The following is a 20,885-nucleotide window of genomic DNA, read 5'->3' as shown; positions in this document are numbered from 1 at the left end:
GGGACGGCTTGGTCCGTCCCCACCCACCAGTACCGGATTATCTCATGACCCTACCGACGATGCGCCGCTTGCGGTATGCGGCCGGCTTTGCCGCGGCCGCACTTTCGACCACCGCCGCACTTTCGACCACCGTTGCCGCGCAGACCGCGCCGGCGCCTGCCAACGACGCGCCTTCGACGCAGGCGAGAATTGGCGCCAAGGAGCTGTCCAGCACGGCCGAAGCGTCGCCGATCGCCGAGGCCTATCCCAATGCCGCGATCGGCGATGGTGTCACCGCAGGCGGCTACAACCAGTCGCGCTGGGCGGAGGACTGGTCGAAACTGCGCGATCCGAAGAAGCGCAAGGACATCGTAGACCAGCTCAAGTTCATCTCGATCGCGCGTGACGGCGACGTCTATCTGACGCTGTCGGGCGAGGCGCGGTTGCGCGTCAACGAAACGACCAATCCCAATCTGCGCAACGCCGAAGCGCAGCGGCAGGATATTCTGCGCCTGTTCGGGGGCGCCGATCTGCATGTCGGCCAGCATCTTCGCTTCTATGGCGAACTCGCGCACGGCACGCTGGAGGGGCAAAACCTGGGTACCGCGCTGCCGAACCTGCGTAACAGGCTGGCGGTGCAGCAGGCGTTCGTCGACCTGACCGGGACGGTCGCCGATGTCGATGTCGGCGTGCGCTATGGTCGCCAGACGTTTGCCGACGGTCCGAACCTGATGGTGGTGCCGCGCGACAACAACACGCTGTATTTCGGGTTCAACGGGTTCCGGGCCTGGGCGCGCACCGCCGGCGTCCGCGCCGACGTGTTCGATTTCAAGCCGACCGCTTATGGGAACGGGGGGACGCAGGACGACAATGCCGAGAGCGCACGGCGGTTCTCGGGTATCTCGACCGGGCTGGTCGTGCCGGAATCGCTGTTCGGCGGGTCGAAACTCTATGTCGATCCGTTCCTGTGGCGGCTGCGCAACCGCTCGGCGGTGTGGGGCACCGACACCGCCCGCGAAGTCCGTAACTTCTACGGGCTGCACATCTGGGGCGATGCCGGGCCGGTCAATCTCGACTGGACCATTAACTATCAGGGCGGATCCTACGACAACCGCTCGATCAAGGCGTGGCTGTTGCTGCTCGCGCAGACGTATCAGCTGGGGAAGGGCAAGACCGCGCCGCGGATCGGTTTCCATGCGGACTATGCCAGCGGTGGCGGCGCGTACGGGAACGGCACGCTGCGCACCGCGCTCGCGCCGTTCGGCAACAACATCTATTACAGCTACCAGCTGTTCGCGACGCCGACCAACCTGATGGCGCTTGCCCCGAACGTCACGTTCACGCCGTTCGGCAAGTTGCGCATGACCGCGGAATATCAGCTGTCGTGGCGCGATACGACACGCGATGCGGTGTACCGCGCGAACGGGACCGCGTTTGCGGGCACGCAGAATGTTGGCGGTAAGAAGATCGCCGACACGATCCGGTTCCAGGCGGTGTACCCGTTCACCTCGCGGCTGTCGTTCACGGGGCGGTACGAGCATCTGATCGCCGGGCCCGCGCTGGCGAATGCGGGCTATAAGAGCTCGGACTTCCTGGCCGGCTGGATCAGCTACCGGTTCTGATCGGTCTCACGCCGTCATCCTGACGCAAGTCAGGATGACGCGGACGGCGGTGATACCGCCTGAATTAACCTGCGACACATTGCGTCAAGATCCATGCGATTTAGACCATACCGGTCCTTCAATTTCGCGTTCGACTGTGGCACATGGACTCCAACATCAGGAGCACATGGCCATGGATCTTAGCTTCACGCCCGAAGAAGAATCGTTCCGCGACGAAGTCCGCGCGTTCTTCCGCGACAAACTCCCCGCCCGCCTCTCGACTTTGGTCCGCGAAGGCAAACGCCTGCGCAAGGCGGACATGGAGGAATGGCACGCGATCCTGAACGAACGCGGCTGGCTCGCGAACCATTGGCCCGAAGAGTGGGGCGGTCCCGGCTGGAGCGTGATCCAGCGGTTCATCTTCGACAACGAATCGGCGCTCGCGCACGCGCCCCGCGTGGTGCCGTTCGGCGTGAACATGCTCGGCCCGGTGCTGATCAAATATGGCTCTGAAGAGCAGAAGAAGCATTGGCTGCCGCGCATCCTGGATGGCTCCGACTGGTGGTGCCAGGGCTATTCCGAGCCGGGCGCAGGCTCCGATCTCGCGGGGCTCAAGACCACCGCGGTTCGGAACGGCGACGTCTATGTCGTCAACGGCCAGAAGACCTGGACGACGCTCGGCCAGCATGCCGACATGATCTTCTGCCTCGTCCGCACCGACGCGACCGCCAAGAAGCAGGAGGGAATCTCGTTCCTGCTGATCGACATGAAGTCGCCCGGCATCGAAGTCCGCCCGATCACGCTGATCGACGGCGAGCAGGAGGTGAACGAGGTGTTCTTCACCGATGTCGAGGTACCCGTCGCCAACCTCGTCGGCGAGGAGAATCAGGGCTGGACCTATGCCAAGTATCTGCTGACCTATGAGCGCACCAACATCGCCGGCGTCGGCTTCTCGATCGCGTCGTTCGAGCGGTTGAAGGCAGTCGCGCAGATGCAGAAGAAGGGCGGGCGGGCGCTCGCCGAGGATCCGTTGTTCGCTGCAAGGATGGCGCGCGTCGAGATCGATCTCGCCAACATGCAGACGACCAACCTGCGCGTGCTGGCCGCGGTCGCGGGCGGCGGCGCGCCGGGGGCGGAAAGCTCGATGCTCAAGATCAAGGGCACCGAGATCCGGCAGGAGATCACCGCGCTGACGCGTCGCGCCTATGGCTCCTATGCTGCGCCCTACATACCCGAGGCTCTGGAAGCCGGGTGGAACGGCGAGGATGTCGGGCCGGAGGATGCGGCGATGGCGGCGCCGAGCTATTTCAACAACCGCAAGCTGTCGATCTTCGGCGGATCGAACGAGATCCAGAAGAACATCATCTCCAAAGCCATTCTGGGTCTCTGAGCACATGAACTTCGACCATACCGACGATCGCCGCATGCTCGCCGACACGCTCGTTCGCGCGCTGCGGGACGGCTATCCGATCGATACGCGCAATGCGGGCGCGTATAGCGACGCCGGGTACGACCCGGCGGTCTGGCAGCAGTTGACCGAACTCGGCATCGTCTCGGCGCTGTTCGACGAGGCGGCGGGCGGCTTCGGCGGCAGCGGGTTCGACATCATGGTGGTGTTCGAGGCGCTTGGCCGCGCGCTGGTGGTCGAGCCGTTCCTGGGCGCGCTGATGGCCGGTCGCGCGCTGGCCGCGGGCGGCGGGCATGACGAGACGCTCGCCGCGATCGTCGCCGGCGAGACGATCGCCGCGTTTGCGCAGGAGGATGGCGCGACGCCGGTGACCGCGACGAAGAGCGGCGATGGCTGGACGCTCAGCGGGACCAAGGCGGTCGTGGCGCAGGCTGGTGCGGCGTCGGTGTTCGTGGTGGTGGTCGAGCAGGACGACCCGCTCGTGTTCCTCGTGCCCGCGGATACCGCCGGCGTGTCGGTCCGCAGCTACAACGTCGTCGAGGGCGGTGGCGCTGGCGACGTCACGTTCGATGGCGTGACGCTCGGCGCCGACGCACGCATTGGGAGTGGAGGGCAGGGGCAGGCGATCGTCGATGCGGCGGTCGGCGCCGGGTTGCTCGCGTTGTCGGCCGAGGCGGTCGGCGCGATGGAGTTCGTCAAGGAGGCGACGCTCGGCTATCTGCGCGACCGTAAGCAGTTCGGCGTGCCGATCGGCAAGTTCCAGGCGCTCCAGCACCGCATGGCGACGGTGCTGCTCGAGATCGAGCAGGCGCAGTCCGCGGTGATCAATGCCGCCTCGGCGTTCGACGGCGACGATGCGAAGGCGCGCGCACGGGCGCTGGCGGCGGCGAAGTACACGATCGGGCGGACCGGCGCGCTGGTCGCGGAGGAGTCGATCCAGCTGCACGGCGGGATCGGCATGACGTGGGAATATGCGGTGTCGCATTACGCAAAGCGGCTGGTGATGATCGACCACCAGCTCGGCGACGAGGATCATCACCTGCAACGCTACATCGCGCTGGGGTAAGAGCCCGTCACCGCCGCTCCGTCGTCCTGACGCGCCCCGTCACTTCGAGTTGTCCCGTCACCCTGACGAAAGTCAGGGCCCAGGGTCACGGGCATCGGCTTTTGTGGCTTTGGATCCTGACTTTCGTCAGAATGACGGTGAGGGGATGACCGTGAGGGGGGGCAGGAAGGAAGCGCAGCCTACCGCCCGCGCTTCCCGATCATCGGGCGCAGCCGCACGCCGAGGCAGATCACGGTCGGCCAGAGCAAGGTGTTGAGGATGTCCAGCGAGGTATCCTCCCACCGCCACGACCCGAAGCTCAGCCGGTCCATGATTTCGTTGAAGGCTTCACCGGCGACGACGACCCACCACGGAATGAACGTCCCGAACGATCGCCGCGTGACCAGCCGCGCGATCATCAACAATGCCATGCCCGCGTGGATATGGAGGATGGCGTCGGGCAATCCGGTGCCGTCCCCGATCCAGATAATGGCATCATGATAGAGTTTGGGGATCACGCGTCACTCCGAACAAAAACGGCGGTGCCGCGTCAGTGCCAGCCTATACGAGCCTCAGCCGGGAGCGACAATCGTGCCCAGCATCAGCGGCTTCAGATCGCCGATGGTCGCGTCCAGCCACGCGATGAACCGGTCGATCCGCGCGATCCGGCGGACGTCGCGGTGGACGACCAGCCAGAACGAGCGCTGGATATCGACCGCCTCGGGCAACACGCGGACCAGCCCCGGCACGCCGTCGCCGATGAAGCACGGCAATATGCCGCACCCGGCGCCGGCGGCGATCAGCTCGGCCTGCGCGACGATGCTCGAGCTGCGGATCGACGCGTCGAGCCGGCTGTCGATCTCGGCCAGATAGCGGAGCTCGGGCGCGTAGATCATGTCGGGGACATAGCCGATCAGCCGGTGCCGCATCAGGTCCGCGGTGGTCGCGATCGGGCCACTCCGCGCAAGGTGATCGGGGTGCGCGTAGAGCCCGAGATGATAATCGGTGAGCTTGCGTGCGACCAGCGGCCCGCTTTTCGGGCGCGCGAGCATCACCGCGATATCCGCCTCGCGCCGCGACGGGTTGAGGAACCCGGTCGAGGCGATCAGGTCGATCGCGATGCGCGGATACTGGTTGGTGAAGGCGGCGAGCCGGGGCGCGAGGATACGGCTGCCGAACCCTTCGGACACGCTCAACCGGATCGGCCCCGCGAGCACGCCCGCATCGGTGCCGACGACTTCCTGGATGCCGAGCGCGGAGGCCTCCATCGTCTCGGCATGTTCGAGGAGTGCCGCGCCGCGCTCGGTCAGCGCGTAGCCCGCGACGGTCTGCTCGAATAACGTCGTCTGGAGCCGGCGCTCGAGCCGTTGCAGGCGTCGCGAGACTGTGGTCGCGTCCTGTCCGAGCAGTTTTGCGGCTGGGCCGAGCCGGTGCGCGCGCGCCAGGGCCAGGAAATACCGGACGTCGTCCCAATCCATGACCGCCTCACCTCAAGCTGCACATTTGCAGAGCGGATCTGCAAACAGCCCCACTTGGCTGCGAAACGCTTATGGCCGACGATGCCCGCAACTAGAAGAGGATGCCATGCGGACCATCGAGAATTTCACGAGTGGTGCAGCGAGCACCGCCGAGCGTTTCGGCGACGTGTTCGACCCGAATTCGGGCGAGGTACAGGCGCGCGTACGCCTGTCGGGTGCGGTCGATCTCGATGCGGCGGTCGCCGCCGCGCAGAAGGCGCAACCGGGCTGGGCGGCGACCAACCCGCAGCGTCGTGCGCGCGTCATGTTCGAGTTCAAGCGGCTCGTGGAGGCGAACATGGACGAGCTGGCACGCATGCTCTCGTCCGAGCACGGCAAGGTGATCGCGGATTCGAAGGGCGATATCCAGCGTGGGCTCGAGGTTATCGAGTTCTGCTGCGGGATCCCCCACATCCTCAAGGGCGAGTATACGCAAGGGGCGGGGCCGGGGATCGACGTGTATTCGATGCGCCAGCCGCTCGGCATCGGCGCTGGGATCACGCCGTTCAATTTCCCGGCGATGATCCCGCTGTGGATGAGCGGCGTCGCGATCGCCACCGGCAACGCGTTCATCCTGAAGCCGTCCGAGCGTGACCCGTCGGTGCCGGTGCGGTTGGGCGAGCTGTTCGTCGAGGCGGGGCTGCCCGAGGGCATCTTCCAGGTCGTCCACGGCGACAAGGAGATGGTCGACGCGATCCTCGATCATCCGGCGATTGCGGCGGTCAGCTTCGTCGGGTCGTCCGACATCGCGCATTATGTGTACCGCCGCGGCGTCGAGGCGGGCAAGCGCGTCCAGGCGATGGGTGGGGCGAAGAACCACGGTATCGTCATGCCCGACGCGGATCTCGACCAGGTCGTCGCCGACCTGTCGGGCGCGGCGTTCGGCTCGGCGGGCGAGCGGTGCATGGCGCTGCCGGTGGTGGTGCCGGTCGGCGAGAAGACCGCGATTGCTTTGCGCGAGAAGCTGATCCCGGCGATTGCCGCATTGCGCGTGGGCGTGTCGACCGACAACGACGCGCATTACGGGCCGGTGGTGAACGCGGCGCATCGCACCCGGATCGAGAACTGGATCCAGACGGGTGTCGACGAAGGCGCCGAACTCGTCGTCGACGGGCGTGGGTTCGCGCTTCAGGGGCATGAGAAGGGTTTCTTCATCGGCCCGTCGCTGTTCGATCACGTCACCACGGAGATGTCGGCGTACAAGGAGGAGATCTTCGGGCCGGTGCTGCAGATCGTCCGCGCGACGGACTTCGAGGAGGCGGTGCGGCTGCCGAGCGAGCATCAATATGGCAACGGCGTCGCGATCTTCACGCGCAACGGCCACGCCGCGCGCGAGTTCGCGGCGCGGGTGAACGTCGGGATGGTCGGGATCAACGTGCCGATTCCGGTGCCGGTCGCGTATCACACCTTCGGCGGGTGGAAGCGCAGCGCGTTCGGCGACACCAACCAGCACGGGATGGAAGGCGTGAAGTTCTGGACCAAGGTCAAGACGATCACGCAGCGTTGGCCGGATGGGTCGGCATTGCCGGCGATGGCCGAGGATGGCGGGCCGGCGCGGAATACCGACGCGTTCGTCATTCCGACGATGGGGTGATGCGGCTCGCGTCGGTTGCTCTGGTCGTTCGCGACTATGACGAGGCTATCGGCTATTTCGTCGATGCGCTCGGGTTCGCGCTGGTCGAGGATATCGATCTCGGCGACGGCAAGCGATGGGTCCGCGTGGCCCCGCCGGGCGGCGGTGCCTCGTTGTTGCTCGCGCGTGCGGTCGGATCGGAGCAGGCCGATGCGCTGGGCCGTGCGGCTGGCGGGCGTGTCGCGTTCTTCCTCGAAGTCGACGACTTTCACGCCGCCTATGACCGGATGCGGGCACGCGGCGTGGCCTTTCAGGAGGAACCACGCTGCGAATCCTATGGTTGGGTCGTCGTGTTCGCCGATCTATACGGCAACCGATGGGACCTGATCGGGACGCGCGCATGACCACGCAGATACTGACCTTCACCTGCGAGGACCGCGTCGGCATCGTCGCCGCGGTGACGAGCGCGCTCGCCGCGGCAGGCGGGTTCATTCTCGACAGCCAGCAATATGCCGATCTCGAGACCGGGCGCTTCTTCATGCGCGTCGTGTTCAGCGCGCTCGATGACGGCGAGGCGGAGTTGCGCGCGCGGCTCGGCACCGTCGGCGCGGCGTTTGCGCTCGACTGGGCGCTGGTTGCCGCCGAGGCGCGGCCGCGCGTGCTGGTCGCGGTGTCGACGACGTCGCATTGCCTGAACGACCTGCTCCATCGCTGGTCGACCGGCGCGCTGCCGATCGATCCGGTCGGCGTGGTGTCGAACCATGAGGCGTTGCGCGGGCTGACCGAATGGCACGGGCTGCCCTTCCATCACCTGCCGGTCGATGCGGACAGCCGCGCGACGCAGGAGGCGGCGCTGATCGACCTGTTCGAGACGAGCGGGGCCGACCTGCTGGTGCTCGCGCGTTATATGCAGGTACTGAGCGCCGGGCTGGTCGAGCGGCTGGCGGGGCGGTGCATCAACATCCATCACAGCTTCCTGCCGAGCTTCAAGGGCGCGCGGCCCTATCACCAGGCGCATGCGCGCGGCGTGAAGCTGATCGGCGCGACCGCGCATTTCGTGACGAGCGACCTCGACGAGGGGCCGATCATCGAGCAGGCTGCCGAGCGGGTCGATCACCGCGCGACCGTCAAGGATCTGATCGCGATCGGTCGCGACAGCGAGGCGCAGGTGCTCGCGCGGGCGGTGGGATGGATCGCCGAGCGGCGCGTGCTGCGCAACGGCAAGCGGACCGTGGTATTCCGCTGAACGAGAGGACTTGCGCGGACGACCGGAACCGGCGCCGCGCGCTGAAGGACAGATGATGAACCAGTTCGACCTTACCGATGACCAGCGCGAGATCCAGGAGCTGGCGCGCCGCTTCACCGCCGACCGGATCACCCCGCATGCGGCGGAGTGGGACGAGAAGCACATCTTTCCGCGTGACACGATCAAGGCGGCGGCCGAGCTCGGCTTCGCGGCGATCTATGTCAGCGAGGAGAGCGGCGGGATCGCGCTCGGGCGTCTCGAAGCCGCGCTGATCATGGAGGCGATGTCGTACGGGTGCCCGTCGACGAGCGCGTTCATCAGCATCCACAACATGGCGGCGTGGATGATCGACCGGTTCGGATCGGCCGCGGTGAAGGACAAGTATCTTCCCGATCTCGTCACGATGGACCGGCTGGCCAGCTATTGCCTGACCGAGCCGGGTTCGGGGTCGGATGCCGCCGCGCTCAAGACGCGCGCGGTGCGCGACGGCGACGACTGGATCGTGACGGGCTCGAAGCAGTTCATCTCGGGGGCGGGTGAGAACGAGGTGTATGTCACCATGGTCCGCACGGGTGAGGACGGCCCCAAGGGCATCTCCTGCCTGGTGATTGAAAAGGACATGCCCGGCGTGTCCTTCGGCGCGAACGAGAAGAAGCTGGGGTGGCATTCGCAGCCGACTCGGCAGGTGATCTTCGACGGCGTGCGCGTGCCGGGTGCCAACATGGTCGGCGGCGAGGGCGAGGGGTTCCGGATCGCGATGATGGGGCTCGATGGCGGGCGGCTGAACATCGGGGCGTGCTCGCTCGGCGGTGCGCAGCGGTGTCTTGACGAGGCGATCGTCTATACGCGCGACCGCAAGCAGTTCGGGAAGCCCATCGCGGACTTCCAGAACACGCAGTTCATGCTGGCCGACATGGCGACCGAATTGGAGGCGGCGCGCGCGCTGCTGTACATCGCGGCAGCCAAGGTGACCGCGAACGCGCCCGACAAGACCAAGTTCGCGGCGATGGCGAAGCGGCTGGCGACCGACACCGGCTCGTCGGTGGTCGACCGCGCGTTGCAGCTGCACGGCGGCTATGGGTATTTGCAGGATTACCCGATCGAGCGTTTCTGGCGCGACTTGCGCGTGCATTCGATCCTCGAGGGCACAAACCAGGTCATGCGCATGATCGTCGGCCGCGAACTGACCCGGCAATGAGCCCGCGCAGCGATCCCATCTTTCTTCTCCGCGCTCTCTGCGCCTCTGCGCGCAAAGATTTTTCGCGCGGAGGCGCAGAGAGCGCAGAGATGTTGCCCGAAAGGCTTGCGTCGTGACCGACCTGATCGTTGAGAAAGAGGGGCCTGTCGGCCGGATACGGTTGAACCGGCCAAAGGCGTTGCACGCGCTGAACCTCGCCATGTGCGAAGGCGTGCTGGAGGCGCTCGAGGCGTGGCGCGGGGATGCGTCGGTCGAGGCGATCGTCGTGGATCATGCCGAGGGTCGCGGATTCTGTGCCGGGGGTGATATCCGGATGCTGGCCGCATCGGGTGCAACCGACGGCGTCGAGGCGCGGGCGTTCTTCCATGCCGAGTACCGGATGAACCACCGGCTGTTCGTCTATGCCAAGCCGATCGTCGCTTTCATGGACGGGATCACGATGGGCGGCGGCGTCGGGCTCACTTTGCCGTGTACGTATCGCGTGGCGACCGAGAACACCAAGTTCGCGATGCCCGAGACGGGGATCGGGCTGTTCCCCGATGTCGGCGGGGGATGGTATCTGTCGCGGCTGCCGGGGCGGATCGGGCAGTATCTCGCGCTGACCGGGCACCGGATTAACGGCGCCGATTGCCTGGCGCTAGGCCTGGCGACGCATTATCTGACGAGCGCCAAGCTCGAGAGCGTGAAGGACTGGATCGCCGAGCGTCCGCGCGAGATCGACGTCATACTCGAAGGGTCGTCCGACGTACCCGACGATGCCGAGATCATGACGCATCGCGAGGATATCGACCGGCTGTTTGCGTCCGACGTGCTCGAGGAGATCTTTGCCGCGCTCGACGCCGATGGTGGCGCGTGGGCGGCAAAGACGCTTGCGACGCTCAGGACCAAGTCGCCGCAGACGATGAAGGTGTCGCTGCGGCTGCTCCACGAGGGTGCGGCGATGGCGAGCTTCGCGGACGAGATGAAACAGGAATACGCGGTCGGCGCCCATGTCGTGCAGCGGCACGACTTCATCGAGGGCGTCCGCGCGGTGATCGTCGACAAGGACAATGCGCCGCGCTGGGATCCGGCGACGCCCGAGGACGTGACCGATCACGTGATCGACCAGATCTTCGCGCCGCTGCCGGAGAGCGAGGCGTGGACGCCGGGTTAATCCGTCATTCGGACGAAAGTCGGGATCCAGAGCCATTTGCGATGACGCTCGTGGCTCTGGATCCTGGATCAAGTCCAGGATGACGATGCTTATTGGAGACTGACATGGCCGATTACGAAACGATCCTCGTCGAGCAGCGCGGGCAGGTCACGCTCGTCACGCTCAACCGGCCGCAGGCGCTCAACGCGCTCAATTCGCAGGTGCTCGCGGACCTGATCGCCGCATTCACCGCGTTCGATGCGGATCCGTCGCAGGGCTGCGCGGTGCTGACCGGTAGCGCCAAGGCGTTCGCCGCGGGCGCGGACATCAAGGAGATGCAGAGCCAGGGCTTTGCCGACATGTATGCCAGCAACTTCTTCGCCGGCTGGGAGCAGGTGACGCGGACGCGCAAGCCGATCATCGCCGCGGTCGCGGGCTATGCGCTGGGCGGCGGCTGCGAGGTTGCGATGATGTGCGACTTCATCCTCGCCGCGGACACCGCCAAGTTCGGCCAGCCCGAGATCAAGCTTGCGGTCTCCCCCGGCATGGGGGGATCGCAGCGCCTCACGCATGCGGTCGGCAAGGCCAAGGCGATGGAGATGGTGCTGACCGGGCGGATGATTGATGCGGTCGAGGCGGAGCGTGCAGGCCTCGTCTCGCGGATCATCCCCGCCGACGAGCTGGTCGAGGAAGCGGTGAAGACCGCAGCCACCATCGCCGCGATGGCGCCGTTGGCGGTGCTGGCGAACAAGGAGATGGTCAACGCGGCGTTCGAGACGGGGCTCGCGATGGGCGTCCAGTTCGAGCGGCGGCTGTTCCACGGGCTGTTCGGCACCGCGGACCAGAGCGAAGGCATGGCCGCCTTCGTCGAGAAGCGCGCGGGGAGCTGGACGGGGAAGTAGCAGGCGCGTCGCCGCCCGCCCGTTATCCTGACGAAAGTCAGGATCCAGGGTTACGGGCGGTGTCGGTCTTGGCTCTGGATCCTGACTTTCGTCAGGGCGACGGAGTTTGGGGGGCAGGACGTAGCCGCAGATCGCGGGGTTGGATCGCGAGCGACACAGTCGCCGCGGCAGATTTAGGAGAGAGAACATGGCACGCATCGGATTCATCGGGCTCGGCAACATGGGCGGCGGGATGGCTGCCAACCTCGCGAAGAAGGGTCATGACGTCCGCGCGTTCGACTTGAGCACCGACGCGCTGGACCGGGCGAAAGCCGCCGGCTGCCTGCCCGTCGCCTCCGCCGCCGAAGCCGCGGACGGTGCCGAGGCGATCGTGACGATGCTCCCCGCCGGCAAGCACGTCGCCGAGGTGTACGACACGCTGTTCGGCGTCGCATCGCCCTCCGCGATCCTGATCGACTGCTCGACGATCGACGTCGCGACCGCCAAGCAGGTCGCGACGGCGGCGCAGGCCAAGGGTCTCGCCGCGGTCGACGCGCCCGTCTCGGGCGGGATCGGTGCGGCCAATGCGGGGACGCTCACCTTCATGGTCGGCGGTTCGCGCGAGGCGTTCGATCGCGCGCAGCCGATCCTCGCCGACATGGGCAAAGCGGTGATCCACGCCGGCGCGAACGGCGCGGGGCAGGCGGCGAAGATCTGCAACAACATGATCCTCGGCGCGACGATGATCGCGACCTGCGAGGCGTTCGTGCTGGCCGACAAGCTCGGGCTCGACCCGCAGGCCTTTTACGACATCGCCAGCGTATCCTCGGGCCAGAGCTGGTCGATGACGAGCTATGCGCCGCTGCCCGGGATCGGGCCCGACACGCCCGCCGACCATGACTATCAGGGCGGGTTCGCAGCCGCGCTGATGCTCAAGGACCTGCGCCTCGCAATGGCGGCAGCGCAGGACGTCGGCGCGGATACGCCAATGGGCGCGAAGGCCGCCGAGCGCTACGAAGCGTTCGCGGCGGCCGGGCAGGGTGGGCTCGACTTCTCGGCGATCATCCGCACCTTGCGCGACTGAATCTCAGAGGAAGCGGATCAGCATCAGCAGAAGCCCGAGGATCGACGCCAGCCAGCACAGGCTGCGGACATAGCGGATGCCAAACAGATATAGCGGGATGTACGCGATCCGCGCGCCGAACCACAGCCAAGCACCGATCGCGCCGAGCCCGCCGGTGCGATCGGTCACCGCCAGCCCCAGCGCGAGCGCGACGAACACCGGATAGGTTTCCTGGAAGTTCTTCAGCGCGCGTTCGGCGCGGCCGGCCATCTCGCCCAGCGGCTTCTGGTCGCCGTCGCGTGGGCCGGCATTCCAGTCGAGCCCGCGATCGCGCGTCGCGGTCTGTCCCTGGATCATGACATAGGCGAACAGCAGGACCGTCGACCAGCCCAGCAGCAGCAATTCGGTAGGCAGCGTCATCGTCGATCTCCGCAGGGGTGCGGGTCTCGAACGCCGCTACCCGCGCGAGGTTGCGCCGTGTCGGGGTGCGCTGGCAAGCTGCCGCGCATCATGCGCGCGGTGGAACGCGCGGTCGGCATCGTCGATCGCGCCGAGCAACGCACCGAAGCACGGCGCCTCGTCGATCGGATAGACTCGCGACAGGTCGTGGCCGAGCGCGAAGACGTCGCGCTGCGTGAGCAACCCGATCGCGACGATGCGGTCTTGATCAGGCATGTGTCAGGCTCCCATAGTGTAACACATGTTAACACGCCAAAGCGGTTATGTATCACAACTATTATACGACAAAGGGATCAAGCGAGGCTTAGTCAAGTCCAAGCCGTTCGCGGGCGTGCCACCGCGTCATCATCAGCACCGCCACCACCGCCAGGCCGGTCGCCAGTCCCGTCCAGATGCCGACCCCGCCCCAGCCGTGTGCGAAGGCGAGCCAGGCGCCGACGCCGATGCCGATCCCCCAATAGCCGATCGCCGCGAAGATCATCGGCACCGTCGTGTCGCCGAGCCCGCGCAGCATCCCCGCGCCGATCACCTGCGCGCCGTCGACGACCTGGAACACCGCAGCCACCGCGAGCAGCGAGATCGCCAGCGCGACGACCGGGGCGTTGGCAGGCGCGTCGACGTCGAGGATGATACCGATCAGCAGTTGCGGCGCGAGCACGAGCAGCAGGGCGGTCAGCACCATGAAGCCCTCGCCGATCGCGAACGCCGTCCAGCCGGCGCGGCCGATCCCGGCGCGGTCGCCCCGCCCCGAGGCGAGACCGACGCGGATCGTCGCCGCCTGCGCGATGCCGAGCGGGACCATGAAGGTGACGCTCGCGATCTGGATCGCGATGGCATGTGCGGCAAGTGGCACGGTGCCCAGCAGGCCCATGAGGAAGACGGCGGCGATAAACACGGTCGATTCGAACCCGAGCGTGATCGCGATCGGCAGCCCGAGTGTCCACACCGCGCGGTACCTCGGCCAATCCGGGCGCCAGAACCGGCCGAGCAGACGGTAGCGGCGGAACGGCCGAACGTAGACGATGACGGCGGCCATCGCGACGAAGCTCAGACCGTTGGCGATGCTGCTCGCGGTGCCAGACCCGAGCAGGCCGAGCGCGGGCAGCCCTGCATGGCCGAAGATCAGCAGCCAGTTGAGCGCGGCGTTGACGACCAGCAATCCGACCATCACCACCAGCGACCAGGCCGGTTTCTCGAGCGCGGCGACGAACGCGCGCAACACCAGGAAGGCGAGGCTCGGCAACATCCCCCACATGACCGCGCGTACGAACCGCGCCGCTTCGTGCGCGAGGCGCGGATCCTGATCGAGCAGGTGGACGAGGATCGCTTCGGCGTTCCACAGGATGATCCAGGACGGGATGCAGAGCGTGGCGGCGACCCAGATGGTCTGGCGCACGGTCCGCCGGATATCGCGCACCGCATGCGGCCGTGCGCCACGCTCGCGCGCGATCATCGGCACCGCCGCGGTGGTCAGGCCCATGCCGAAGATCAGGAAGACGAGATAGAGGTTGAGCCCCAGCGTCGCCGCGGCCAGCGTATCCGACCCGAGCCGCCCGAGCATCGCCACGTCGGTCGCGCCGACCAGCGCTTGCGCGAGGTTCGTCGCGACCAGCGGCCACGCGAGTGTCAGCGTGGATTTGAATTCGGTGCGCCAGGGGCGGGGCGGGGTGATCATGTCCCGGCTTTACCCCGGTTCGCCGGCAAGTCGATCACCGACCGATGCTTCGGCGTGGGGCAATCCGGCGCGCGCTCGCGGCGAGGACCCCGCCACTACCTACTCCGTCATCCTGACGAAAGGGGGGTGAGTGCGCATCAAAGACCTTAACGCTAGTCGGTATGCCGCCCTATCGCATCAACCCGGCGGCGCGGAGTGCGTGTTCGATCGTCGCCTGGACCCCCGCCGGAGCCGCCGCGCGCGGCTTCGCGGCGGGCTTGGGCGTCACCGGAATCGCGATCTTCGCAACGCGGTCGCCCGCCGCGGGCTTGGGCGCGGCGGCGGTGTCGATCAGGCCCCAGGAGCTGGCGATGACCGCGGTGCTCGAAATCCCGACGTCGAGCATGAACGGCCCCACAGCGCCGAGCCGTTCGCCGCGCGATGGATCGATCGGCGTGCCGTGCCCCATCCCCGGCACGGTCCAATCCTCGACCACCGCGCGCCCCTGCGCGTCCGACCAGGTCCGGTGCACCGCGTTTCCCTTGCGGTCCTCACGCACCGTTTTCGCGTCGACGCCGTGGATGCCGCGCCACTGCCTTGCGATCGTGTCGGCGTTGGCGACGCTAACGGTCGCGTCCGCGCCGCCATGCCAGATCGCCAAGGTCGGCCAGCGCCCGTCATGACCGCGCGCGCCGCTGCGGACGAGCTCGACCAGCGCCGTGTCGCTGGTGTCGCCATGCCCGCGCATCCGGTCGAGCGCCTGCGACACGCCTGTCGCGGTGCCGTAGGCGAGTCCACCGATCGCGGCACCGCCCGCGAACAGGTCGGGTCGCGTGGCCAGCATCGCGACCGTCATCGCGCCGCCCGCGGACAGACCGGTGACGTACACGCGGCTGCGGTCGAGAGCGTGGCGCGCGATCATCGTCTCGGTCATCTGTGCGATCGATTCCGCCTCGCCGCCCGCCTGCGCGGTGTCTTCGGAGGCGAACCAGTTGAAGCAGAGGTTGGGATTATTCGCGCGCGTCTGTTCGGGAAACAACAGCGCAAAGCCGGCCCGGTCGGCAAGCTGCGACCAGCCCGACCCGTGATCATAGCCCGCCGCGGTCTGCGTGCAGCCGTGCAGGACGACGACCAAAGGCGCGCCGGCGCGCAGACCGGGCGGTGCATAGCTGTAGCCGAGTAACGCGCCCGGGTTCGTGCCGAATTCGATCAACGGTGTCAGGCGGGTCGGCGCAGTGTCGCGCGGGATTGGTGCCCCGGCACGCGCCATGCGGGCGATGGTATCGGCGATGTTTCTCACAAATCGAGCCTTTCGTCGCAACGCGAACTCGGCCGCGATCATGTCTCAACGTGGGAAGTACATCATTTGTTGCTGCACTGCAGCAAAAAGGTCAGGTGTCTTGCCCGAGCGTGTCGCACGCTTCGCCAATCGCTGTGTAGATCCGGTCGAGATCGGCATCGTCGATGCAATAGGGCGGCATGACGTAGACGGTGTTGCCGAGCGGGCGGAGCAGCAGGTCGCGGGCGCCGAAGAACGCGAGCAGGCGTGGGCCGATCTGCGACAGATAGCCGTCTTCGCCGCGCAGTTCGACCGCCGTGATGGTGCCGATCTGGCGCGCATTGGCGATGCGGGGATGTCGGGCGAGTGCCTCCAGCCGCGTCGCCTGACGGGCGGCGAGATCGGCGATGCGGTCGCGCACCGGTTCGTCGCGCCAGATCGACAGGTTCGCAGTGGCGGCGGCGCAGGCGATCGGGTTGGCGGTGTAGCTCGACGAGTGGAAGAACATCCGCGACCGGTCGGTGCCGTAATGCGCCTGGTAGATTGCCTCGGTCGCCATCGTCACCGCGAGCGGGATCGCGCCACCGGTCAGCCCCTTTGACAGGCACAGGATATCGGGCACCACGCCTGCCTGTTCGCACGCGAGCAGCGTGCCCGTGCGGCCCCAGCCGGTCATCACCTCGTCGGCGATAAACAGGACTCCGTGGCGCGCGCAGATGCGGCGCATTTCGGCTAGGATATGCGCGGGATAGATATGCATCCCGCCTGCGCCGAGCAGCAGCGGCTCGACGATGAACGCGGCCGGATGCGCGGCGCAGGCCTTCTCCAGCGCGTCGAGCGTCGCCTGCTCGCGCCCCGCGGCGGGAAACGGGATCGTCCCGACGTCGAACAGCAGCGGCGCATATGCCCGGTTGAACACGCCGCGCGCGCCGACCGACATCGCGCCGATCGTGTCGCCGTGATAGCCATGTTCGAGCACGAGGATGCGGTGGCGATACTCGCCGCGGTCGAGCCAATAGCCGAGCGCCATCTTCAGCGCGCACTCGACGCTGGTCGATCCTGAGTCGGAGAAGAACACGCGCGTCAGTTCGGGCGGCATGATCGCGGTGAGGCCGCGCGCGAGGTCCTCGGCGGGCTGATGCGTCCAGCCGGCGAAGATGATCTGGTCGAGCTTGCCCGCCTGCTCGGCGATCGCCGCCATGATCTTTGGGTTGGCATGGCCATGCGTGGTCACCCACCAGGACGAGATCGCATCGACGATCCGCCGGCCATCCGCCGTGTAGAGCGCGGCGCCCTCGGCATGCGTGACGAGCGGGATCGGCTCGCGCAGGCCGTGCTGCGTGAAGGGGTGCCAGACGGGGGACTCGCTCACCGGAACGCCGCCAGGTCGAAATTCGCGACGAACGCTTCGGCCAGCGTCGCGGCGTTCAGCGGATCGAGACGCGGCAGGCGGCCGAGCCGGCGGACCTTACCGAGCGCGGCGATCGTCGCCTCGCTATCCTCGACCGCGTCGCCGACGAACGCGATGCCGAGGATCGGCACGCCGCGGTTGCGCAGTGCCTCGATCGACAACAGGCTGTGGTTGATCGTGCCGAGCCCGGTCCGCGCGACGAGCACCACGGGCTTTGCCCATCGCGCGAAAAGGTCGGCGAAGATCAACTCGCGCGTGACGGGCACCATGACTCCGCCCGCGCCCTCGACCACCAGCGCGCCGTCGACCTCGGGCAGCGCGAGCCGCTCCGGATCGATCGCCACGCGGTCGATCTCGGCGGCGAGATGCGGCGAGCACGGCGTCGTCAGCCGGTAGACCTCGGGGAGGACGCGGTCCGCGGGGACGCCGAGCGTCACGACCGACGCCGCATCGCTGCCGTCCGCCAGCCCGGCCTGCACCGGCTTCCAGTAGCGCGCGCCGAGCGCGGCGGTCAGTCCCGCGGCGAACACGGTCTTGCCGATATCGGTGTCCGTCCCGGTGACGACGATCGTCATTGCAGCGCCTCTTTCATAACCGCACCCAAAGCCTCGATATCCGCCGCGGTCGCGTTCAACGTCAACGATATCCGCAACCGCGACCCGCCCTCGGGCACGGTCGGCGGCCGGATCCCGCGCACGTCGAACCCTGCCGCCTGGATCGCGCCCGCGACGCGCATCGTCCGCGCCGCATCGCCGAGGACCAACGGCAGGATCTGCGACCCGGTCGCCGCCACGTCATAGGGCGCCAGCACGCGCTCGGCGACCGCGACGAGGTCCCACAGCCGATCGCGCCGCGCGGGTTCGTCCGCCATGATCCTCAACGCCTCGCCGACGGCCAGCGCCATCAGCGGCGACGGCGCGGTCGAGAAGATGAAGCCACGACCGCGATTGACGATGAAGTCGCGCATCACCGCGGCGCCACACAGCAACGCGCCCTCGCAACCGAGCGCCTTGCCGCAGGTGCGCAGGCTGATGACGTTCTCCCGCCCGTCGAGTCCCTCGGCAAGGCCACGACCATCGGTGCCGAACACGCCCGTCGCATGCGCCTCGTCGATCAGCAGGATCGCGTCGTGGCGATCGGCGATCTCGGCGAGTGCGGCGAGCGGGGCTTGGTCGCCATCCATACTGTAGAGGCTTTCGACGGCGATCCACACGCGACCGGTACCGCCCGACGTGCGCCATGCGACGATCGCGTCCGCGAATGCGGCCGCGTCATTATGCGCCGCCGCGACGATGGTCGCGCGCGTCAGGCGCATCCCTTCGTGCGCGCTGGCATGGATCAGCGCGTCGTGGACGATCAGGTCGCCGCGCTGCGGCAGCGTCGCAAACAGGATGGTGTTGGCGACATATCCGCTGGCGAAGAATAACGCGGCCTCGGTCCCAAAGAATCGCGCGGCATCCGTTTCCAGCGCCTCATGCTCGGGCGCATTGCCCCGCAGCAGCCGCGATCCGCCTGAGCCTACCGGTACGCCGGTCGCCAGAGCCTCGGTCATCGCGGCGCGCAATCGCTCCGATCCGGCAAGCCCCAGATAGTCGTTCGAGGCGAAGTCGATGCCTGTGCGCGGGCGGAGCGACCGGTACCGGTCGGCGGCGGTCAGCGTGGCGAGGTCTCGTTCCTGGTCGGCGAACATCATCGCGCCGCCCTAGTCATTATGCGGCGCGAAGACGATAGCGCGGGGTCCAAACCTCGCGCCACTGCACGCGGACGGCGCTTCATGCTACGGCACGTCGCTCATCGCTCGATATCGCGACTCCGACGACCGGACATCGACACCCGCGAGTCGCGCTCGTCGCGAAAGTCTCGCGCTGGCCAATCGCACCCGCGGCGCTAGGTTAGGCCTTTAACGCCGCGATGAACCCGCGCGCGCGCGCGCCGACATCCGCTGCGGTCATCCCTGGCGCATACAGGGCAGAGCCGAGGCCAAATCCAGCCGCACCCGCCTTGCGCCAACCCGCCATGATCTCGGGCACGATCCCGCCGACCGGGAGGACACGTGCGTCCTTGGGGAGGATCGCGCGCATCGCCTTCAACACCGTTGGGCTTGCGGCTTCGGCGGGGAACAGTTTGAGCGCAGCGGCGCCGGCGTCAAGCGCGGCGAACGCCTCGGTCGGCGTCGCGATGCCCGGCAGCGCGACATAGCCCTGCTCTGCCGCGGCGGCGATCACGCGCACATTCGCGTTGGGCGCGATGATCAGGGTCCCACCCGCCGCGCCGACCGCCGCGACGTCCTCGACGCGCAAGACCGTGCCTGCGCCGACGACCGCACGCCCTTCGAACCGCCGCGCCAGCCGCGCGATGCTGTCGAGCGGGTCGGGCGAGTTCATCGGCACTTCGAGGATCGTAAAGCCCGCCTCGACCAGTGCTTCGCCGATCGCCTCGACCTCATCGGGTTTCACGCCGCGCAGGATCGCGATCAGCGGGCATTTGGCGAAGGCGTCGTCAAAGGCTTGGCGGTGCGTTGTGCCGGGGGTCATGCTGCAAGATCCTGGATGCGGGTGATGCCGGCCACGAACGCGGCCTGGCTGTCGATATGGTGTGAGATGCCGCCGAGCGCATCGATCGCGTCGGCATAGAGTGCGCCAAGCGCGGGGTCGGCAAGGATATGTACCGTCGTTCCGCGCTCGATCCGCGCGGCAGTATCCGCCCCGATCAGCAAACCACTTGCGAACGAGGCGGCGTGCGCATCGTCGGCGAGTCCGAGCACACCGCGCGCGCGGATCGCAAACAGGCTGGCGGCGAGATCGCGTTTCGCGCCCTCGCTAACGCCTTCGCGGAATGCTGGGCCGGGTTCGACCGGATGGCCGAGCTGGCTGGCGAGAATGCCGTGCGTCCGCAGCAGCGCGAAGAGTTCGCCGGTCATCGCGGTGGTGAAGCGGGTAATCGCGCCGCGCTCGATCGTCGCCCATTTGCAGTGCGTGCCGGGTTGGCACAGCAATGCGTCGGCAGGCACAAGCCCGGCAGCGACCGCACCGAGCAACTGCACTTCCTCGCCGCGCATCACGTCCGCGTGCAATCCGTCGCGGTACGACAGGCCAGGCACGATCGCGGTTCTATCGTCGATCCGGTGGAGCGCGGTGGCGATCTCCGCGAGCCCGGCGGGGGCAGCGACATAGGAAACGGTGTGCCAGCCGATGGTCGACCCGACCATGCCGGCAAGCAGCATCGGCAGATCGCCGAGCCGATCGCGGATGCCGGCGACCTCGCCCGCAAAATCGTCTGATTTCACGCTGGCCGCACCGCGTCCGTCACGCTCGACCGCGGCTACATGGCCATCGTCGATCCGAAACGCGCGCCGATTGGAGGTGCCCCAGTCGACTGCGATGAAAGACGTCATCCCCGCACCCTCGATCCCGTCAGCCTGGTTCTCGCGCCTGCATAT

Annotated in this window: 21 protein-coding genes; 10 read left to right on the top strand and 11 right to left on the bottom strand. The window is 67.3% G+C overall.

Features of this window, described 5'->3' with window-relative positions:
• The first annotated feature begins 44 nt into the window (after positions 1 to 44).
• The 3 genes from ASF00_RS15615 (at position 45) to ASF00_RS15605 (ending at position 4,054) form a co-directional block, all read left to right on the top strand.
• The gene (locus ASF00_RS15615; RefSeq protein ID WP_235525904.1) at positions 45 to 1,601 is read left to right on the top strand and encodes an alginate export family protein; all 1,557 of its coding nucleotides are present in this window, start codon (positions 45 to 47) and stop codon (positions 1,599 to 1,601) included.
• Positions 1,602 to 1,773: 172 nt separating this feature from the next.
• Complete coding sequence (locus tag ASF00_RS15610; RefSeq protein WP_055881365.1) at positions 1,774 to 2,970, top strand: acyl-CoA dehydrogenase family protein; 1,197 nt, start codon at positions 1,774 to 1,776, stop codon at positions 2,968 to 2,970.
• Positions 2,971 to 2,974: 4 nt separating this feature from the next.
• Complete coding sequence (locus ASF00_RS15605; RefSeq protein WP_055881362.1) at positions 2,975 to 4,054, top strand: acyl-CoA dehydrogenase family protein; 1,080 nt, start codon at positions 2,975 to 2,977, stop codon at positions 4,052 to 4,054.
• A 179-nt stretch (positions 4,055 to 4,233) separates the two neighbouring features.
• Here the strand turns inward: ASF00_RS15605 and ASF00_RS15600 are convergent, their stop codons facing one another.
• Positions 4,234 to 4,551 (bottom strand): hypothetical protein, encoded by a 318-nt coding sequence (locus ASF00_RS15600; RefSeq protein WP_055881359.1) that lies wholly within the window; start codon positions 4,549 to 4,551, stop codon positions 4,234 to 4,236.
• Positions 4,552 to 4,605: 54 nt separating this feature from the next.
• Positions 4,606 to 5,511 (bottom strand): LysR family transcriptional regulator, encoded by a 906-nt coding sequence (locus tag ASF00_RS15595; protein WP_055881354.1) that lies wholly within the window; start codon positions 5,509 to 5,511, stop codon positions 4,606 to 4,608.
• Between the two features lie 106 nt (positions 5,512 to 5,617).
• Here ASF00_RS15595 and ASF00_RS15590 point away from each other — a divergent pair, with 106 nt between their 5' ends.
• From ASF00_RS15590 to mmsB, 7 genes are all read left to right on the top strand, one after another.
• Positions 5,618 to 7,144: a CoA-acylating methylmalonate-semialdehyde dehydrogenase gene (locus tag ASF00_RS15590; RefSeq protein ID WP_055881350.1), complete on the top strand. Its 1,527-nt coding sequence runs from the start codon at positions 5,618 to 5,620 to the stop codon at positions 7,142 to 7,144.
• Positions 7,144 to 7,527, top strand: coding sequence for a VOC family protein (locus tag ASF00_RS15585; RefSeq protein WP_055881347.1), 384 nt, complete (start codon positions 7,144 to 7,146; stop codon positions 7,525 to 7,527). Before ASF00_RS15590 ends, ASF00_RS15585 begins: the two co-directional genes overlap by 1 nt.
• On the top strand, positions 7,524 to 8,369 hold the full coding sequence (gene purU / locus ASF00_RS15580; protein WP_055881342.1) for a formyltetrahydrofolate deformylase: 846 nt from the start codon (positions 7,524 to 7,526) through the stop codon (positions 8,367 to 8,369). The genes ASF00_RS15585 and purU overlap by 4 nt, the downstream gene beginning before the upstream one ends.
• A 52-nt stretch (positions 8,370 to 8,421) precedes the next feature.
• The gene (locus ASF00_RS15575; RefSeq protein WP_055881340.1) at positions 8,422 to 9,567 is read left to right on the top strand and encodes an acyl-CoA dehydrogenase family protein; all 1,146 of its coding nucleotides are present in this window, start codon (positions 8,422 to 8,424) and stop codon (positions 9,565 to 9,567) included.
• A gap of 112 nt (positions 9,568 to 9,679) precedes the next feature.
• Positions 9,680 to 10,720: an enoyl-CoA hydratase/isomerase family protein gene (locus tag ASF00_RS15570; RefSeq protein ID WP_055881336.1), complete on the top strand. Its 1,041-nt coding sequence runs from the start codon at positions 9,680 to 9,682 to the stop codon at positions 10,718 to 10,720.
• 104 nt (positions 10,721 to 10,824) lie between these two features.
• Positions 10,825 to 11,601, top strand: coding sequence for an enoyl-CoA hydratase (locus ASF00_RS15565; RefSeq protein ID WP_055881333.1), 777 nt, complete (start codon positions 10,825 to 10,827; stop codon positions 11,599 to 11,601).
• 187 nt (positions 11,602 to 11,788) lie between these two features.
• Positions 11,789 to 12,664: a 3-hydroxyisobutyrate dehydrogenase gene (mmsB, locus tag ASF00_RS15560; RefSeq protein WP_055881330.1), complete on the top strand. Its 876-nt coding sequence runs from the start codon at positions 11,789 to 11,791 to the stop codon at positions 12,662 to 12,664.
• Between the two features lie 3 nt (positions 12,665 to 12,667).
• Here the strand turns inward: mmsB and ASF00_RS15555 are convergent, their stop codons facing one another.
• The 9 genes from ASF00_RS15555 to ASF00_RS15515 form a co-directional block, all read right to left on the bottom strand.
• Complete coding sequence (locus ASF00_RS15555; RefSeq protein WP_055881326.1) at positions 12,668 to 13,063, bottom strand: MAPEG family protein; 396 nt, start codon at positions 13,061 to 13,063, stop codon at positions 12,668 to 12,670.
• A 36-nt stretch (positions 13,064 to 13,099) separates the two neighbouring features.
• Positions 13,100 to 13,318: a hypothetical protein gene (locus tag ASF00_RS15550; RefSeq protein ID WP_055881323.1), complete on the bottom strand. Its 219-nt coding sequence runs from the start codon at positions 13,316 to 13,318 to the stop codon at positions 13,100 to 13,102.
• Between the two features lie 88 nt (positions 13,319 to 13,406).
• Positions 13,407 to 14,777, bottom strand: coding sequence for an MATE family efflux transporter (locus tag ASF00_RS15545; RefSeq protein ID WP_055881319.1), 1,371 nt, complete (start codon positions 14,775 to 14,777; stop codon positions 13,407 to 13,409).
• 169 nt (positions 14,778 to 14,946) lie between these two features.
• On the bottom strand, positions 14,947 to 16,056 hold the full coding sequence (locus tag ASF00_RS15540) for an extracellular catalytic domain type 1 short-chain-length polyhydroxyalkanoate depolymerase (RefSeq protein ID WP_055882347.1): 1,110 nt from the start codon (positions 16,054 to 16,056) through the stop codon (positions 14,947 to 14,949).
• A 91-nt stretch (positions 16,057 to 16,147) separates the two neighbouring features.
• Positions 16,148 to 17,407 carry an adenosylmethionine--8-amino-7-oxononanoate transaminase gene (locus tag ASF00_RS15535; RefSeq protein ID WP_055881317.1) on the bottom strand — a complete coding sequence of 420 codons (1,260 nt, stop codon included), beginning with the start codon at positions 17,405 to 17,407 and terminating at the stop codon, positions 16,148 to 16,150.
• Positions 17,404 to 18,021 carry a dethiobiotin synthase gene (bioD, locus tag ASF00_RS15530; protein WP_055881314.1) on the bottom strand — a complete coding sequence of 206 codons (618 nt, stop codon included), beginning with the start codon at positions 18,019 to 18,021 and terminating at the stop codon, positions 17,404 to 17,406. Before bioD ends, ASF00_RS15535 begins: the two co-directional genes overlap by 4 nt.
• Positions 18,018 to 19,139, bottom strand: coding sequence for an 8-amino-7-oxononanoate synthase (locus tag ASF00_RS15525; RefSeq protein ID WP_055881311.1), 1,122 nt, complete (start codon positions 19,137 to 19,139; stop codon positions 18,018 to 18,020). Before ASF00_RS15525 ends, bioD begins: the two co-directional genes overlap by 4 nt.
• A 199-nt stretch (positions 19,140 to 19,338) precedes the next feature.
• Positions 19,339 to 19,980, bottom strand: coding sequence for a 2-dehydro-3-deoxy-6-phosphogalactonate aldolase (locus ASF00_RS15520; RefSeq protein WP_055881306.1), 642 nt, complete (start codon positions 19,978 to 19,980; stop codon positions 19,339 to 19,341).
• Positions 19,977 to 20,840, bottom strand: a complete 864-nt coding sequence (locus ASF00_RS15515) for a 2-dehydro-3-deoxygalactonokinase (RefSeq protein WP_055881304.1) — start codon at positions 20,838 to 20,840, stop codon at positions 19,977 to 19,979. The genes ASF00_RS15520 and ASF00_RS15515 overlap by 4 nt, the downstream gene beginning before the upstream one ends.
• Between the last annotated feature and the right edge of the window lie 45 nt (positions 20,841 to 20,885).

This window comes from Sphingomonas sp. Leaf34, from assembly GCF_001421805.1.
Classification (GTDB): domain Bacteria; phylum Pseudomonadota; class Alphaproteobacteria; order Sphingomonadales; family Sphingomonadaceae; genus Sphingomonas.
The sequence above is the reverse complement of the archived record's forward strand: the minus strand, read 5'-3'. Positions and strand labels throughout refer to the sequence as shown.